Source organism: Xenorhabdus budapestensis (genome assembly GCF_017743015.1).
Classification (GTDB): domain Bacteria; phylum Pseudomonadota; class Gammaproteobacteria; order Enterobacterales; family Enterobacteriaceae; genus Xenorhabdus; species Xenorhabdus budapestensis.
On the sequence record NZ_CP072455.1, the window covers coordinates 1,467,571 to 1,482,929 of the forward strand.

The following is a 15,359-nucleotide window of genomic DNA, read 5'->3' on the forward strand; positions in this document are numbered from 1 at the left end:
TTTATTCGGCCATGAGCCAAATTTTATTTAAACGAATCTCTTTTAAAAAATTTATTAGTTTTCTGGCCGCTTTTTTAATTAAGTAATGAAATTTCCTCTGGTATTTATTTTTTGTAATAAAGAGATCTTTTGACATTAAGAAAGAACGATATCCGGTTACAGGAATAATCTTAACATTAATGATGCCATTTTTGTCTTTTGAAAAATAATAGTGAGCATGAATCGGTGATTCAGTTTTACTTTCGAGTACCCTACAATTCTGTGTGGAATAAGAGTGGGGAGAGTTTATTTGTTTATTTTCTCGTACTGTATGGGGGGAGGGGGGCACGTATTTCTGTACATTGTTAAAATTAGCCTGGGAAGCTAACTGATAGCACGGTATTTTTGTAATAGTATCTATTACCATAACATCCGTTATAGTTGTAAAACTTAAAAAAATTAAAAATACCGTCATCATTGTGGCTACCATATATATTTGCCATTGATTTCAACGTTTTTTATAATCCAGTTGAATTTTGGTATGGGTATGATATCGACCTGTTTGTAAACAATTGCACAATGGTTTTTATAAAGTTGTGCTAAATAATCAGGCTGGAAAAATAAGGTAAAAAAAGTAATGAAAAGATGTTTTATATTTAGTTTATTGTTTAAAAAGAGAGTTATGACAATCAGTGGCTTAATGAGTGGTACATTGTTATTAACAGCTTGTGCAGGAACATCTGAATTTTCATGGTCTTCCATATCACCTTTAAACTGGTTTTCGAGTCACTTAGAGGTATCAGATCAAGGTGTAGGAGGGATCAACCAGCAGACAGATATGAATTTATCTGTGATTCAGCAGGGACTGAAAGGTAAGTATCGTCTGCGTAATGGTATGGAAATGCAGAATGGAAAACTAGTCAATATCGTACAGGGAATGGAAAGTGATCAGGTCAGAATTGAATTATCTGGTTTGAATAATGGCAAGGTGGATCATATTGATATCCTGGATGAAAATATTAAAACAGTCTGGGGAACAAAAATCGGAATGCCTTTTTCTGAACTGTATGACAAAGCCTATGGTGCTTGTCAGCGTACCGGCAGTTTAGCCATGCAACCGACAGTTGTTTGTGCTGCACCACAAAGCCAGCATATCAGCTATATATTTACAGGAGCATGGAATGGCCCAGAGGAGTTAATGCCTTCAGATGATGTGCTAAAAACGTGGAAAATCTCTCGTATTATCTGGAAAGCTGAATGATAAATACAAAATAGAAAGTTTGAGGAAGAATTTTGCTGCCGGTCATTTTTTAACACCATGTAACCGGGGAGAGCTGTAAAGAGTTGCGTTTTTTATAGCTTATCTCGTTTCATCATTTCTCATAAAAATTCGGTATATAAAACAGAGGGCAGTAACCTATCCTGTTATAAATATTCTGGATACAGTATGAAGCAATCGTTGTTAAATGGTGTGACAGATAAGGTGTTGAATGAAGATAGTAGTAAATAAAAAAATATGGAGCGGATTGTTTTCCGAATCACTATTTACTGTATCCCTTATAGGGAATTTCAACGCCTATATTTCCAGTACAGAAGCAGTCGCATTGCAGGAGTATTCCGGTGAAAACCCATGTCAACAAGGATGGTATGCCGGCTCAATCATTGATGGAAGGGCATGATCCATGTTTGTTGCATCCAGTAAACGTGTATTACCCGGATTTGGGTTGAGTTTGGGCTGTAGTCTCTTTTATACCTGTTTGATCCTGCTATTGCCATTAAGTGCTCTGGTCATACAACTTTCCAGTATGAGCTGGGCAGAATATTGGCAGGTGATTGTAAATCCTCAGGTTGTAGCAGCCTATCAGGTCACTTTGTTGGCTGCTGCAATTGCCAGTTTGTTCAATATGGTTTTTGGCATGTTAATGGCCTGGATACTAACCCGCTATCGTTTTCCCGGACGTAATCTGCTTGATGGATTGATAGATTTACCCTTTGCTTTACCGACCGCGGTTGCGGGGTTAACGTTGGCAACCCTATTTTCCGCAACCGGATGGTATGGCTCCTGGCTTGGTAATTTTGATATGAAGGTTGCGAATACCTGGTTGGGTATTGCTGTTGCAATGGCATTTACTAGTTTGCCTTTCGTTGTCCGTACCGTTCAACCGGTACTCGAAGAGTTAGGCCCGGAATATGAGGAAGCAGCCCAGACATTAGGGGCAAGTCGCTGGCAGACGTTTAGGCAGGTGATCTTGCCGGAACTCTCACCTGCATTGATAGCGGGCACGGTGCTTTCTTTCACGCGAAGTCTGGGGGAATTTGGTGCGGTCATTTTTATTGCAGGCAATATCGCGTGGCAAACTGAGGTGGTTTCCCTGATGATCTTTGTACGATTGCAAGAATTTGATTATCCGGCAGCCAGTGCGATTGCTTCAGTGATCCTGGTAGTATCACTGCTGTTGCTATTTAGCGTCAATTTATTGCAAAGCCGCTTTGGTAAGCGGATCGGAGGGCATTAATGGCTGAATTTTTCGGATATACACTGATGCAGCGCTCCTCAATAAATTGGGGCAAATGGGTATTGATTTGTGCGGGGATAATCGTTTCTGTCTTGTTATTGGTAATTCCGATAGTGTGGATTTTTCTGACTGCTTTTTCACAAGGGCTTGATATCCTCACACAGAATCTTATTGATCCCGATATGCTCCATGCTATCTGGTTAACTGTGCTGATTGCACTGATCACAGTACCCATCAATCTGGTTTTTGGTGTGGTAACAGCGTGGCTGGTAACCCGGTTCCAGTTTCCCGGCAGGCAATTATTACTGACATTAATAGATATTCCATTTGCAGTTTCCCCCGTTGTCGCGGGATTACTATATCTGCTGTTTTACGGTTCTAACGGCTGGATGGGTGAGTGGCTTGGGGCTTACGACATCCAGCTAATGTTTTCATGGACGGGCATGGTATTGGTTACGGTATTTGTGACGTGCCCGTTTGTTGTCCGTGAATTGGTGCCGGTGATGTTAAGTCAGGGTAATCAGGAAGATGAAGCCGCAATATTATTGGGGGCTTCTGGCTGGAAGATGTTCTGGCGTGTGACATTGCCGAATATTCGCTGGGCATTGCTGTATGGCATTGTTTTGACTAATGCGCGAGCAATTGGTGAGTTCGGGGCTGTGTCTGTGGTATCAGGCGCGATCAGAGGAGAAACTTACACATTGCCTTTGCAGGTTGAACTGCTGTATCAGGATTACAACACTGTTGGCGCATTTGTGGCGGCGGCTTTATTGGCAGTAATGGCGATTATTACGCTGATTGTCAAAAGTGCTTTGCAGTGGCGTTTAAGCCGTCAGTGAGTAGGAGTCATCTGTGGAGGTCAATGGCAGGATATGAGTATTGAAATCAGCAAAATCAGTAAATCTTTTGGTCGGGTTCAAATACTGAATAATATTTCTCTGGATATTGAATCCGGTGAAATGGTTGCTCTGCTTGGCCCGTCTGGCTCCGGCAAGACGACATTGTTGAGGATCATTGCAGGGCTTGAGCAGCAAAGTGCAGGGCAGTTGAAGTTTCATGGTCAGGATGTCAGCCAGATCCACGCAAAAGATCGGCGGGTGGGTTTTGTTTTTCAGCATTATGCCCTGTTTCGTCATATGAGAGTATTTGATAATGTTGCTTTTGGTCTGACGGTTCTGCCCCGTCGTCAGCGTCCCAGTGGAGAGACACTTCGCAGTAAAGTAATGTCTTTACTCGATATGGTTCAGTTATCTCATCTTGCAGATCGTTATCCATCACAACTTTCTGGTGGTCAAAAACAGCGAGTGGCTTTAGCAAGAGCGTTGGCTGTTGAGCCACAAATCCTCTTATTAGATGAGCCTTTTGGTGCTTTGGATGCTCAGGTTCGGATGGAATTGCGTCGTTGGTTACGTGAGCTGCATGAAGAATTAAAATTTACCAGCGTATTTGTCACTCATGATCAGGAAGAAGCAATGGAAGTGGCGGATCGGGTTGTGGTGATGAATCAAGGTGCTATAGAGCAGGTTGGCACTCCACAGCAAGTATGGAAAGAGCCGGAAAGCCGTTTTGTCCTGGAATTTATGGGCGAAGTGAATCAGTTACACGGTGAGATCAAAGGCTCTCAATTATGGGTTGGCGGAAAAGTTTTCCCATTGGAGGTGATGCCATTACATCAAGGGAATGTTGATGTTTTCTTGCGTCCGTGGGAAATGAATCTCAGTACACAACAGACGTCATCTTGCCCTTTGCCGGTTAAGATTGTGGAAGTGAGTCCACGAGGGCATTTTTCCCTGTTGTCTGTTCAGCCGATGGGGTGGGGAGAAGAGAGTTTGTCGGTTATCTGGCCGGATAATTCTTTGATTCCGGCGAGAGGAAGTCAATATTTTATTGGTGGAAATAATGCCCGTTTGTATGAAGGTAATTCTGCATTAAAGGTACTGAAACTTGCTGAGTCCGCTTGATATTTTCATTACTCGTAGAACCCTGGGTTTCCCCTGTTGTCCTGAAGGATACAGGGGTTTTTTTGCTTAAGATCTTGCGACAGTTTTCTGAATACGATTATTCTATTGTTTATTCTCATATGATTCAGGTAGTGCTGTGGCAAGCTTAGAAAAATTTATCGGTAATACCCCGTTGGTTAAATTACAACGAATTATTGAAGAAGTAGATGCGGAGATTTGGGTAAAACTGGAAGGCAACAATCCTGCTGGTTCTGTGAAAGACAGAGCAGCACTCTCAATGATCCAGCAAGCGGAACTACGGCGAGAAATCTCACCGGGAGATGTGCTTATTGAAGCAACGAGCGGCAACACAGGTATTGCGTTGGCGATGATTGCCGCGGTAAAGGGGTATCGGCTTAAGTTACTGATGCCTGAAAATATGAGCCTTGAACGTCAGGCGTCTATGCAAGCTTACGGTGCTGAACTGATTCTGGTCAGCGAAGAGTTGGGCATGGAAGGTGCACGGGATTTGGCGCAACAAATGGAACAGAACGGTGAAGGAAAAGTTCTTGACCAGTTTAATAATCCTGATAACTCGCTGGCGCATTTCAAGACAACAGGGCCGGAAATTTGGCAGCAAACACAGGGGCGTATTACCCACTTTGTCTCCAGTATGGGAACAACCGGCACTATTACAGGTGTGAGCCGCTATCTGAAATCTCAATCAAATAAGGTACAGACGACGGGGCTACAGCCAGCAGAAAACAGTCATATTCCCGGTATCCGCCGTTGGTCGCCTGCTTATATGCCGGGTATTTATCAGAAAGATCTGGTGGATCAAATCTTAGATATTACGCAACAAGAAGCAGAAACAATGATGCGATTGCTGGCACAGAAAGAAGGCATTTTTTGTGGTGTTAGCTCTGGAGGTGCTGTTTCTGGAGCACTGCGCATTGCGGCTGAAAATCCAGGTGCAATTATTGTTGCGATCATTTGTGATCGTGGAGACAGGTATTTGTCTACCGGGGTATTTAGTTAGCTCTCTTTTCATCCTTTATCTTCACTCTCCATACTCAAGCTGTAGTTTTGTTGGTTATGTTACAGCTTGAAGTCGGTTGAACATCTTCCACGCTCCATCAATAACCTCTTATCAGAATAATGTGAGTTAAGTAAGTTTTTATTAATAGAATAACGCCGATCATTTGTGCTCTTAAACGATTGGATGGGTAACTATATTAATTGCTCTTATTAATCTTTGTGTTATCCAAAAACACATTTAAATGTGTTTTTTATTTTTTCATATATTAAAAAGTTATTTAATATATTAGATGATTTTTATTTATATCTTACTAAAACATAAGGAAAAAACTTGTAATCACAGAATATTTTTCACCAAAAATTTTTTATTGTTCAACTATTACCTTCTTATTAAGAATAATTTAATTAATATTTTATATTATGGAAAAAGAGGTTCATTGTTATTAACCTGCTTTTAACTGTCTGCTTTATTAAATGTATATTCTGAATTTTTATTATTTTGGGCGATTACACTCCCGTGCGGTAGCTATGAGGTCTTAAGTTTTATATTTAACCTGAAAATTAACCCATTACGTAAATCGTCCAGATAAATATTACGAACCAAAGACCAATGAAATGAAGCTTACAAAGGGAAGTCGTGATGAATGTATCTGAACGTAAGAAGTTAGTATCTGAATATCTCTGTAAACTTTCGGGTAAGCAAGATCTGGGAGATAACGTTAATATTTTCGAAACAGGCTTGGTTAACTCTCTGGCTGCCATCCAATTAATTTCCTTTTTGGAAAAAAACTTCAAAATTAAAGTCGAAATTGATGATCTCGATAATGCCAATTTTTCCAGTATTGAAGCTGTCTGCAATTTCTTAGACAGAAAGGTGGTAACAAATGTTTGATCGTTTTTTAGCACCTGAACAGCAAGAATGGTTACAGACATTTGAACAATTTTCAGTAACAAACGTTGCCCCTTATGCCGACGAATGGGATTTATCTGAAGCCATACCTGTTGGTGTGGTGAAACAACTGGCTAACAATGGTTGGTTAGGCGGATTAGCAAAAACAAAAAATGGAGGATTGGGATTTGATGCCACCACGTTCGGCTTACTGAATATGGCGATAGGCGCCGGAAGCGGATCACTGACTGGTTTGTTGAATGTACATTCAATGATGTTAAAAACCATTGAGGATTGGGGCTCGCAAGAGCAGAAACAACGTTTTCTGGCACCCTTGGTAACAGGGGAACTGATTGGGGCTTTCGCCCAAACAGAAGTTTCAGCAGGTGGTGATTCTAAAAACCTGTCAACCAGATTTGAAGATCACGGGAATGAACTGAGTATTAATGGGCAGAAAAGCTGGATTACTTTTGCTCAGATTGCGGATCTGTTTCTGGTATTCGGCAAATATCAGGGTTTGGATACTGCGGTGTTGGTTCCTAAAAATGCACCAGGATTAACAATAACAGCCAAGAAAAACATGTTGGGATTCAAGAGTGCTTATCTGGCTGGATTGGATTTCAACGATTGTCGGGTCCCGAAGACAAATATTGTCGGAAAACCCGGTTTTGGGCAAAACCTCATATCTAACAGTGCGCTGGACTATGGTCGTATTAGTGTGGCCTGGGCTGCGGTAGGAATACAGCAAGCGGCATTATCAGCATCAGTATACAGAGCCAACTCTCGCTCTACCTTCGGAACACTGCTTGCAGACCAAGGCATTATCCGTGGTTATTTGGCGGAGATGTCCAGTAGTCTGCTTGCCTCTCAACTTATTTGCTTATCAGCGACAAAAGCTAAAGAAGCCAGGGATGAAGATGCTCTTGAACAAATACTTCAAGCCAAACTTTTTGCATCACAGGAAGCGGGAGTGAGTGCTGCAAAAGCGGTTCAGATCCATGGTGGTTACGGTTGTGATGAGATCAACGGTATCAGCCGACTTTATCGCGATGCAAAAATTTTGCAGGTTGTTGAAGGAAGTAATGAATTACAAAAAATGCTGATTGGTAAGCAAATCTGTACTCGGTACAGTTATAACGCTGGACTGACTCATCCATAAAAGATCCCCAATAACTTCTGACTTACAGCACGAGACATTTTGTCTGGCTGGTAGGTTTCTATTGTCTGACATCCGCCTGTGATGTCGGTTTGCTATCACTACGGGAGAAGGGGAATGAAATTGGGGGACAATAAAGCCAGCAATCAGAGGACTTCGGCGTCATGAAAACAGGTCGATTTATTACTGATTATTTTGAAAATACGGCGAGAGATAACCAAAACCCTGCGATACGTTGGGGCAAAGGAAATATCTTATCCTGGGAAGGATTATATGTAAGCGTGAAGCGATTGGCTGATCACTTAATGAATGAGCGAAATTTACGTCAGGGAGAATGTGTTGCTATTGGGCTTGAACGTAGCCCAGAGTTTTTAGTCGCAGCATATGCCGTTTTATTAGCCGGGGGCGTTTATTTTCCCGTTGATTCGAAAATACCTGTTGCCCGTTTGTCATCCATGTTTGCAACAGCCCGATGCCGTATTGCCTTCTGTAGCAGAAATCAGATCAACTTATTCACTCAGGTACATGCTGAATTGGCATTAATTAGCTGTGATCAATTAGAAGAGATAACCACACAGCCACGACCAGAGAACGAATGTTATAACTCTTTTCAGTTAAATACACCTGAATTGCAATCTACTGATCCTGCATACTTAATTTTCACTTCCGGTACAACAGGCACGCCTAAAGGCGTATTGGTCAATCATGGCGCGTTTATTAATCGACTGGAGTGGCATCAGCGACACAGTGAAATGATTGATTCAGATGTCATCTTACAGAGAACTGCACTGACTTTTGATGTGTCCTTATGGGAGCTTTTTCTACCGGCTTTAAGCGGTGCAAGTCATTATTTGTTACAGCCGGGATTAGAATCCTATCCCAGAGCTATTGTGGCAGCATTAGCAAATGAAAATATTACGGTTGTTCACTTTGTTCCCAGTTTGCTTAAGCCGGTATTGCAAGAGCTTCAAGACAGTGACATGCAAAGTCATCATATTAAAAACCGTCAAATAGATCTTGAACCACCATTACCTGCTCTGCGCAGAGTATATGTGAGTGGGGAGTCACTACTTGCCAGTTTGGTTGTTCAATTTCATGAAATGTTTCATTTCCGTTGCTTGCTGACCAATTTATATGGTCCGACAGAAGCCGCTATTGATGTTAGTTTTTATGATTGCATGGAAAATCCATCGGGACTTGTTCCTATTGGGCAGGCTCTTACCGGATGCAAATTGTACATCGTAGATCCGGATAATTTGACCTTAAAAGCAGAGTCGGAAAAAGGCGAAATTGCGATTGGTGGGTTATGTCTGGCAGAGGGGTATTACAACCGTCAGGATTTGACCGATGAGGCGTTTGTATTTCATCCAGAACTTCAGGAGCGAATTTACCTGACGGGAGATCTTGGTTGGTATGAAAAAGAAACAGGATTTTTCTGCCAGGGCCGAAAAGATACGCAAATCAAGCTGCGTGGATTGCGGATCGAATTGGGAGAGATTGAGCATCACTTACTCAATTATCCATCCATTACTGAAGCTGTTGCTTGCGTAGTTGAAGACGATAAACAAGAGCAATGGCTTGTTGCAGCTATCGTAGCGGGACAAGAAGAACTGGAGCCACAAGACATCAGGCAATTCCTTTCGGCACAGATGCCAGCTTATATGCTACCTGCCCGTTACTGGCAGGCTGAACAGTTACCCCGTTCCAGTTCAGGAAAACTTGAACGGAAAGTGATCGCCCAAAATATTCGGACTCTGTTTTTTAATCAAAACGAGGGGTCACATCATGAATAATCGATCAATTTTTAGATTGGCCCGGTCACAACAGACTATTTTCAAAATGGAACAGTTTAACCTCTCTGGGTATCAATTTTATTTTGGCGGGATCACGCGGTTACGGGGAGATATTTCTCTGGAGCGGATTGCGCGTGCTGCTGAACACGTCCGCAATACGCAAGATGTTTTCCGCATCGGATTTATTAATAAAGCGTTGCATGGGCAGCAAACAGAAAGCGAAGCATTGGCAACCGAAACTACAGAAATGGAATGGTTCGGTATTCGACACGATAGTCCCCAGGCAGAAGTAGAGAAAGCCGATTTCAGCAAATATCCCAATCCTAAGGAAGCGTTTGAATATTGGGTAGAGCGTCAGTTATTGATGGAAGAGGACTTATCACTCACACCAGTGAGGATCTTTGCTGTACGTTTTCAGCCTGATCAATCAGGTTGGTTTTTGAAAGCCCATCACGCTGCGCTGGATGGGATAGGTGTGGCTATGTTGCAGAGTCACCTAATCAAAGAATTGGAACAAGAAAACCCGGATTCAGCAATCGGACAAACCGAATCCTTTTTATTTTCCACCAATGCTGAGGAAGAACAAAATTATGAGCATTCCCGGCGATTGGAAAGAGATGCCGCGTATTGGCAGGGGCTTTTTGGAGAAACTTCACCAATAGATGCCCGAAAAATATCCCGCCGTTATCCGATAGGTGATTATCGTGGGTTAGAGCCACGCTCCATGCGTATAGAAGCAACTGTGGCCCAATCGCAAAATGAAATATTACTCCGATTTAAAAACAGTGGTGGTTCTATTTTCAGATTGTTTTTCACTGCGGTTGCTTATACGCAAATGGTGATTGAAGATAGCAACTGTGTGTTATTACAGGCACCTATTGGTAATCGCTGGAGCAGGGAAGAGAAACAGACTATCTCAATGGGAGTGGCTCCTATCTTGGTGCCTGTGTTTCGTCAGGATGGACAGACAGCCACAGACTGTTACCAGAGCCTGCAAAAACATTTGCAAAAAGCACTTATACATTCACGTTATGCGCCCGCGACCCGTTGGGGAGAATTAGCATCACCGGACTGGAAACAGATTATTCCCGCTTTTGGTGTTTCCTACCAAACAGGTAATTTTCAGAAAACAAGCAGTTATACAGAAACAATAATTGAACACCATCAGGCCGTCGAATCTCTGTTTGCTACCATCCATCTCCATGACCGCTTTGCAGATGGTTATTTGGCGATTGAAGCTGATTTCCGCAGAATATGGTCACCTGAACAATGCCATACCTTTCTGCACACTGTGCTTAATTATGCAGTAGATATTGCGGTTGAAGTTATGGCACAAGAGCACACTGATCATCATCCGAAAGCCTATCATACCTCTGACGAATGTTCGGCGGAGCCAATAGGTGTTCATTTACTTAAAGCATTTGAATGCCACACAGACAACGTTTTATTTAAGCCAAATGGGGAAAATAGTACGCTTACTTACCATGAGGGTTTACAGTGGATGCACCGTTTCAGTATGCGATTGCATGATATACATACTGAGAATAAACCTGTACTTATTCTGGGCAGGCGTACCCCTGAAACAGTACTGGCTTATCTGGCTTGTCTGATTAAAAACGTGACGGTTGTGCCTGTTTGCCCCACGACAACACCAACAGAAAGATTATTAACCATCACCCGTAATTCCGGGGCTTCCTTGTGTATTTACACCGAAGCTGACCAAAACTTAGCTGAGACACTGAATTTACCTTTGCTGCGGGTTTCTTTGCATAAGGGAGATAGTGCTCAGAAAGGGATCGTTCAGGAACAGATTGCCTCGACATCGTATCCTGAAATTCAGCATCTATCCTGTAATCCGGCTTATATTCTGTATACCTCCGGCTCGACGGGAGAACCAAAAGGCGTTGCCATTTCTTCTGTTGCATTGGCTAACTATGCGCTGGCAGCGAAAGCAGCATATGCTGATGAAATTCCATTTAACACGCCTCTGTTTACTTCCTTTGGATTTGACCTGACGCAAACCGCTATCTTAGTGCCCATTTTGTCAGGAGGATTTATCCAACCTTATGAACAAGACATTCGTGATAATCCTGAATTGTTACGTGCTCTGCTCGCTGATGAATCCCTGACAGGTGTTAAATGCACGCCATCCCATCTGTCTTTGTTGATCGAGCATGGCATTGGATCCACCAGACAACACCCGCTGACCTTTGTTGTAGGCGGTGAAAATCTGCCGGCTTCACTGGTGAATCAGGTACTGGATTGTTTGCCGTCAGGCAGTGAAATTATTAATGAATACGGGCCAACGGAGGCTACGGTTGGCTGCTGTATTTATTCGATAAACAATGGCGCTAGAAGCATTGAGGAAGAAAAAACCGCGCCTGCTCTTATTACGCCGATTGGTACAGCACTGGGTAAAGCAGAAATATCGATCAGGGATCGCTGGGGTCAAATTATGCCCCGTGGTTTTCATGGGGAAATCTGGATTGGTGGGCCTGTACTGGCAGATGGCTATCTGAACAATAGCACCCAGACAGAAGCAAAATTTGTGTTCAGTGTGGATAAGCAGTGCCGTTGGTATCGTACAGGGGATTTGGGGTTGCAGGATGAACAGGGCATATTCCATTGTCTCGGACGCATTGATGATGAATTTAAAGTGCGAGGTCATCGGATCCATCCGGTGGAGATTGAGAAAGCCGTGGAAGATGTGCTGGTACAGCTTGGTCAATCAGAGGATCATAATCGGCAGTTGAAGGCATTGAAATTAGTCATTGATGAAGCTGACGGCATAGCGGGTTATGAAACTATTGCCTTGTGCAGTAACCAACCAATCCCGCATGACAGTCACCAATTCCAAGATAAATTAAAAGAAAAAATAGCTGAATCCTGGTTGCCGAATCTGTATTGCACTGTGCAACCCTGGCCAATGAATGCTAACGGTAAGGTTGATATAGCGCTGCTTACCTCCGCTGCTGAAACTTACCGCAGGTCATTCATTGATGTTGCACAGTGCCCCTTAACGGATAAACCGGCAGCCGATAAAAAAACGCAGCAACAGGCCGAAAACTATAATCTGCCTTTATGGCTGGATGAGGAATTTTTTAGGCCAATTTGGCCTCACTCGGTGGATCTGACGGCTTCATTTCTTGCACAGGGAGGAGATTCGATCAAAGCAATCCGCCTGGTCGCATTATTAGCGAAAAGAGGCGTTAAACTAGAGATCAAAGAATTGCTGACGTTGACAGTATTAGGTGCAGTATTGGAAACGGCCTGTGCTGAACAACTGGCAGGTTGTGCAACAGATGCCGCAGTACTGGAAAAGCCATTGAAACCAGAAGATGCATTGGAGGAGTTAGCCGCCGGTTGGTTACATTATTTACCCAGTGTTCGCTGGTATCAACATCACCGCTTTATACATGGTGAACGGTTACAGCAAGGTGTTGTGCTCGAAGTCACCTCTGCCTTATCTGCCGAACATATCAATGCAGCGGTTATTGCAGTTAAAGCCAGACATAAAATTTTTTCCCTGCGAGCGAATCAAGATCTGACTGAACTGCATTTTTTGCCTGCTACTTCTGTATTAACGGATATGGTATTAACGGATATTGAATGGGAGTCGCAAAACAGCAGTAAGGTATTGGCCCCGGGCGAATCTCTTGAAGACAGGCTTAAGCGATTACAGGGTAAAGTCAGTCTTGCGACTCAGCCCAGTGTGCATGAAGTGATATACGATCCACACGTAAATAAACACTATTTGGTTTGGGTTTGCCATCACCTGATTTGCGATGTGCATTCGTGGATCTACTTGCTGGACGAATTAGAGCAAGCATTAAACACTCCAATCGTTAAAACGAACACTTTTGCTGAGATTGAGGCAGAGCAGGGAGCGTTCTTGTGGGGTAAATGGCTGGCAGACAATCAGTCACAGGAAGAAATGATTGATGTATCCCCCTCATTTGATAGCAATCTCAATGACCAGCCAGCTACGACACCTGTCACAATAGCGTTATCAGTTTCCGGTGATGACTTTCGGCAGATGGAGCAACATAAAAAAGCTGATCGTTCACAACTTATTGCCGCTGCATTGCTGGAGGTGATACAGGAAAACGGCCTGTTACCACCGCAACCTGGCGTGTTGTTTGAAAACCACGGACGTTTATTCTCTGAAACAAAAATGCCTATAGCCTGGAATGCAGCCATGGCAAATGCAGTGGGATGGTTTACCGGCTTCCAACTGATGCAGTTGGATGTGGCTTCGAATCACTCATTGAGTTTTTTGCAAGTGTTGAAATTACAGCAGCATAAAGATAACTCGGATTGGAAAAATCAACTGGGGCTGAATAGCACGGGAGAGAGGCCACTGATTTGCATTAATGATCTTGGTTTCGGTTTCAGTCTGGGCGATAGCAAAGCATGGCAACATATTCATTTAATTCAGTCTCTCTCTGGCGGTTTTCGTCATCCTGATGAAAAAAGTGTGGTGAATTTCGACATACTGACCCACGATTGCTGGGAATCTGGCTCTGTTCTGGTCGAACTGAGTTTGGGCATTCCTGAAACCAATGCCGATGATGCCCTTAACTATCTGACACAACTCGATAACCGACTATCAGCGTGGTGCCGTGCCTGTTGTTATGACATCTATTGTCATGACAATGCCAAATGCAATGACAACCCTGATGAACTGAACAATGGGCAATCTGCTCACGGTCAGGAACGCGCATTTATCCCTGCGGATTTTCCTCTTAGTCAGCTCTCACAATCGGAGCTCGATTTCATTATTCATGGAGCCTCAGAATGAGAACAGCTAGCGACTCAGCCAAAACCGTATTTTTATTTCCCGGCGTAGGCGTGCAGCAACCGGACATGTTTGCTGAATTCAAAACCTATCCAGAATATCGGGCATGTTTGGAGGAAGTATCAGATCTGTCACAAGTTGATCTATTTGATGTTATTCATGGCAACCGCCGTGACACGTTGCAGCAAGTCCGCATTGCACAATTGACACTAACGGCAACCACAGTCGCCATTGCCAATATATTGCGTCAGCATTGTGGATTAGTGCCTGAATTTATGATGGGGCATAGCTTGGGGCAATACCCTGCGCTGTGTGCTGCTGGCTATCTTGATTTAGCAACACTGACAAGAGTAGTCAATATTCGTTCTGAAATTGTGGAAGCCTGTGCGAGGCATTATCAGCAGGGTGATATGTGCTGGGTTCTGCATGTTCCCTCCGAAGTTGTTGTGCAGCAAGTTGATAAAGCCCGCATTGATGATGGTATAGCGATCTATGTATCTGCGATTGACGCATTTGATCAGGTCACTATTTCTGGTGAGATGGCAGATATCCGGCGTTTTGCACCGCGTATAGAAGCACTGGGAGGATTACTGTTTCCGTTGAAAATTGGTGGCCCTTTCCATTCACCTTTAATGATTGAGGCAAAGGAAAAATTAGATACATTGCTTGATTTTTTGCCGCAATCAGACCAGCAAAATGCTTTATTGTCTCGCTTAGTTTCACGTTTGGTTTGTAATGTCAGTGGTACGGAGTTACCTGCGGAAAATCTCAGAACATCGATTCTGCAACATCTTATTTCTCCGGTGCAATGGTTACCGAGCTTACAGTACGTTGCGCAAAATGGTGTGACCCGTTATCTGGAAGTCTCGCCTAAAAATGTGCTGAGTTATCTCACTCAACGTGCGGGGCTGCCTATGTGTTCGCTGTGGGGGGCTGATGAAATGTTCACCTCCATTCAGGCATTAAGCACGCAAGAGAATCGGTTGAAACAGTTTTCAGGATACTGTTATTTCCACTTTTACAGCTCAAAGCTACCTGCAATTACAGAGCCAGCGGCGATAGAACAATTGTCTCGTATTCGGAAAAACGCCAGACAGACGATGACAGGATCACGTCTGAAGGTTGAAGAGAGTCATTCTCTCTATCAACTCACACAACAGTGGCTGGAGATTGTTGAGGCAAACGGAAATCGCCCTCTTTGCGTAGAGAAAGTGAAATTACACACACTCTTTGATGCGGTAAGGAGTTGA

12 protein-coding genes are annotated in these 15,359 nt (G+C 43.3%); 11 read left to right on the forward strand and 1 reads right to left on the reverse strand.

Annotated features, from left to right (window positions below; translation table 11 throughout):
- Window position 1: 1 nt before the first annotated feature.
- A complete protein-coding gene (locus HGO23_RS07050) occupies window positions 2-457 on the reverse strand; it encodes an LOG family protein (RefSeq protein ID WP_209028405.1) in 456 nt (151 codons plus the stop codon).
- Window positions 458-661: 204 nt separating this feature from the next.
- Here HGO23_RS07050 and HGO23_RS07055 point away from each other — a divergent pair, with 204 nt between their 5' ends.
- The 11 genes from HGO23_RS07055 to HGO23_RS07105 all read left to right on the forward strand — a co-directional run bounded on the left by HGO23_RS07055 (window position 662) and on the right by HGO23_RS07105 (window position 15,359).
- Window positions 662-1,240 (forward strand): RpoE-regulated lipoprotein, encoded by a 579-nt coding sequence (locus HGO23_RS07055; RefSeq protein ID WP_244589935.1) that lies wholly within the window; start codon window positions 662-664, stop codon window positions 1,238-1,240.
- A 229-nt stretch (window positions 1,241-1,469) separates the two neighbouring features.
- Window positions 1,470-1,658 carry a hypothetical protein gene (locus HGO23_RS07060; RefSeq protein WP_099136269.1) on the forward strand — a complete coding sequence of 63 codons (189 nt, stop codon included), beginning with the start codon at window positions 1,470-1,472 and terminating at the stop codon, window positions 1,656-1,658.
- A 3-nt stretch (window positions 1,659-1,661) separates the two neighbouring features.
- Window positions 1,662-2,495, forward strand: a complete 834-nt coding sequence (gene cysT, locus HGO23_RS07065; RefSeq protein WP_209028406.1) for a sulfate/thiosulfate ABC transporter permease CysT — start codon at window positions 1,662-1,664, stop codon at window positions 2,493-2,495.
- Window positions 2,495-3,334, forward strand: coding sequence for a sulfate/thiosulfate ABC transporter permease CysW (gene cysW / locus HGO23_RS07070; protein ID WP_099136267.1), 840 nt, complete (start codon window positions 2,495-2,497; stop codon window positions 3,332-3,334). Before cysT ends, cysW begins: the two co-directional genes overlap by 1 nt.
- Before the next feature lie 33 nt (window positions 3,335-3,367).
- Window positions 3,368-4,456: a sulfate/thiosulfate ABC transporter ATP-binding protein CysA gene (gene cysA / locus HGO23_RS07075; protein WP_209028407.1), complete on the forward strand. Its 1,089-nt coding sequence runs from the start codon at window positions 3,368-3,370 to the stop codon at window positions 4,454-4,456.
- Window positions 4,457-4,592: 136 nt separating this feature from the next.
- On the forward strand, window positions 4,593-5,474 hold the full coding sequence (gene cysM, locus HGO23_RS07080) for a cysteine synthase CysM (RefSeq protein WP_099136265.1): 882 nt from the start codon (window positions 4,593-4,595) through the stop codon (window positions 5,472-5,474).
- A 639-nt stretch (window positions 5,475-6,113) separates the two neighbouring features.
- Window positions 6,114-6,365 carry an acyl carrier protein gene (locus tag HGO23_RS07085; RefSeq protein ID WP_209028408.1) on the forward strand — a complete coding sequence of 84 codons (252 nt, stop codon included), beginning with the start codon at window positions 6,114-6,116 and terminating at the stop codon, window positions 6,363-6,365.
- Window positions 6,358-7,521: an acyl-CoA dehydrogenase family protein gene (locus HGO23_RS07090; RefSeq protein WP_099136263.1), complete on the forward strand. Its 1,164-nt coding sequence runs from the start codon at window positions 6,358-6,360 to the stop codon at window positions 7,519-7,521. Before HGO23_RS07085 ends, HGO23_RS07090 begins: the two co-directional genes overlap by 8 nt.
- A gap of 161 nt (window positions 7,522-7,682) precedes the next feature.
- Entirely contained in the window at window positions 7,683-9,311 is a 1,629-nt protein-coding gene (locus tag HGO23_RS07095; protein WP_209028409.1) for an amino acid adenylation domain-containing protein, read from the forward strand.
- Window positions 9,304-14,112: an AMP-binding protein gene (locus HGO23_RS07100; protein WP_209028410.1), complete on the forward strand. Its 4,809-nt coding sequence runs from the start codon at window positions 9,304-9,306 to the stop codon at window positions 14,110-14,112. The genes HGO23_RS07095 and HGO23_RS07100 overlap by 8 nt, the downstream gene beginning before the upstream one ends.
- The gene (locus HGO23_RS07105; protein ID WP_209028411.1) at window positions 14,109-15,359 is read left to right on the forward strand and encodes an ACP S-malonyltransferase; all 1,251 of its coding nucleotides are present in this window, start codon (window positions 14,109-14,111) and stop codon (window positions 15,357-15,359) included. The genes HGO23_RS07100 and HGO23_RS07105 overlap by 4 nt, the downstream gene beginning before the upstream one ends.

Coding starts and splice junctions, on each gene's coding strand:
- HGO23_RS07055 (WP_244589935.1), top strand. CDS start 662: ATGACAATCAGTGGCTTAATGAGTGGTACATTGTTATTAACAGCTTGT.
- cysW (WP_099136267.1), top strand. CDS start 2,495: ATGGCTGAATTTTTCGGATATACACTGATGCAGCGCTCCTCAATAAAT.
- cysT (WP_209028406.1), top strand. CDS start 1,662: ATGTTTGTTGCATCCAGTAAACGTGTATTACCCGGATTTGGGTTGAGT.
- HGO23_RS07090 (WP_099136263.1), top strand. CDS start 6,358: ATGTTTGATCGTTTTTTAGCACCTGAACAGCAAGAATGGTTACAGACA.
- HGO23_RS07100 (WP_209028410.1), top strand. CDS start 9,304: ATGAATAATCGATCAATTTTTAGATTGGCCCGGTCACAACAGACTATT.
- cysA (WP_209028407.1), top strand. CDS start 3,368: ATGAGTATTGAAATCAGCAAAATCAGTAAATCTTTTGGTCGGGTTCAA.
- HGO23_RS07105 (WP_209028411.1), top strand. CDS start 14,109: ATGAGAACAGCTAGCGACTCAGCCAAAACCGTATTTTTATTTCCCGGC.
- HGO23_RS07060 (WP_099136269.1), top strand. CDS start 1,470: ATGAAGATAGTAGTAAATAAAAAAATATGGAGCGGATTGTTTTCCGAA.
- HGO23_RS07095 (WP_209028409.1), top strand. CDS start 7,683: ATGAAAACAGGTCGATTTATTACTGATTATTTTGAAAATACGGCGAGA.
- HGO23_RS07050 (WP_209028405.1), bottom strand. CDS start 457: ATGATGACGGTATTTTTAATTTTTTTAAGTTTTACAACTATAACGGAT.
- HGO23_RS07085 (WP_209028408.1), top strand. CDS start 6,114: ATGAATGTATCTGAACGTAAGAAGTTAGTATCTGAATATCTCTGTAAA.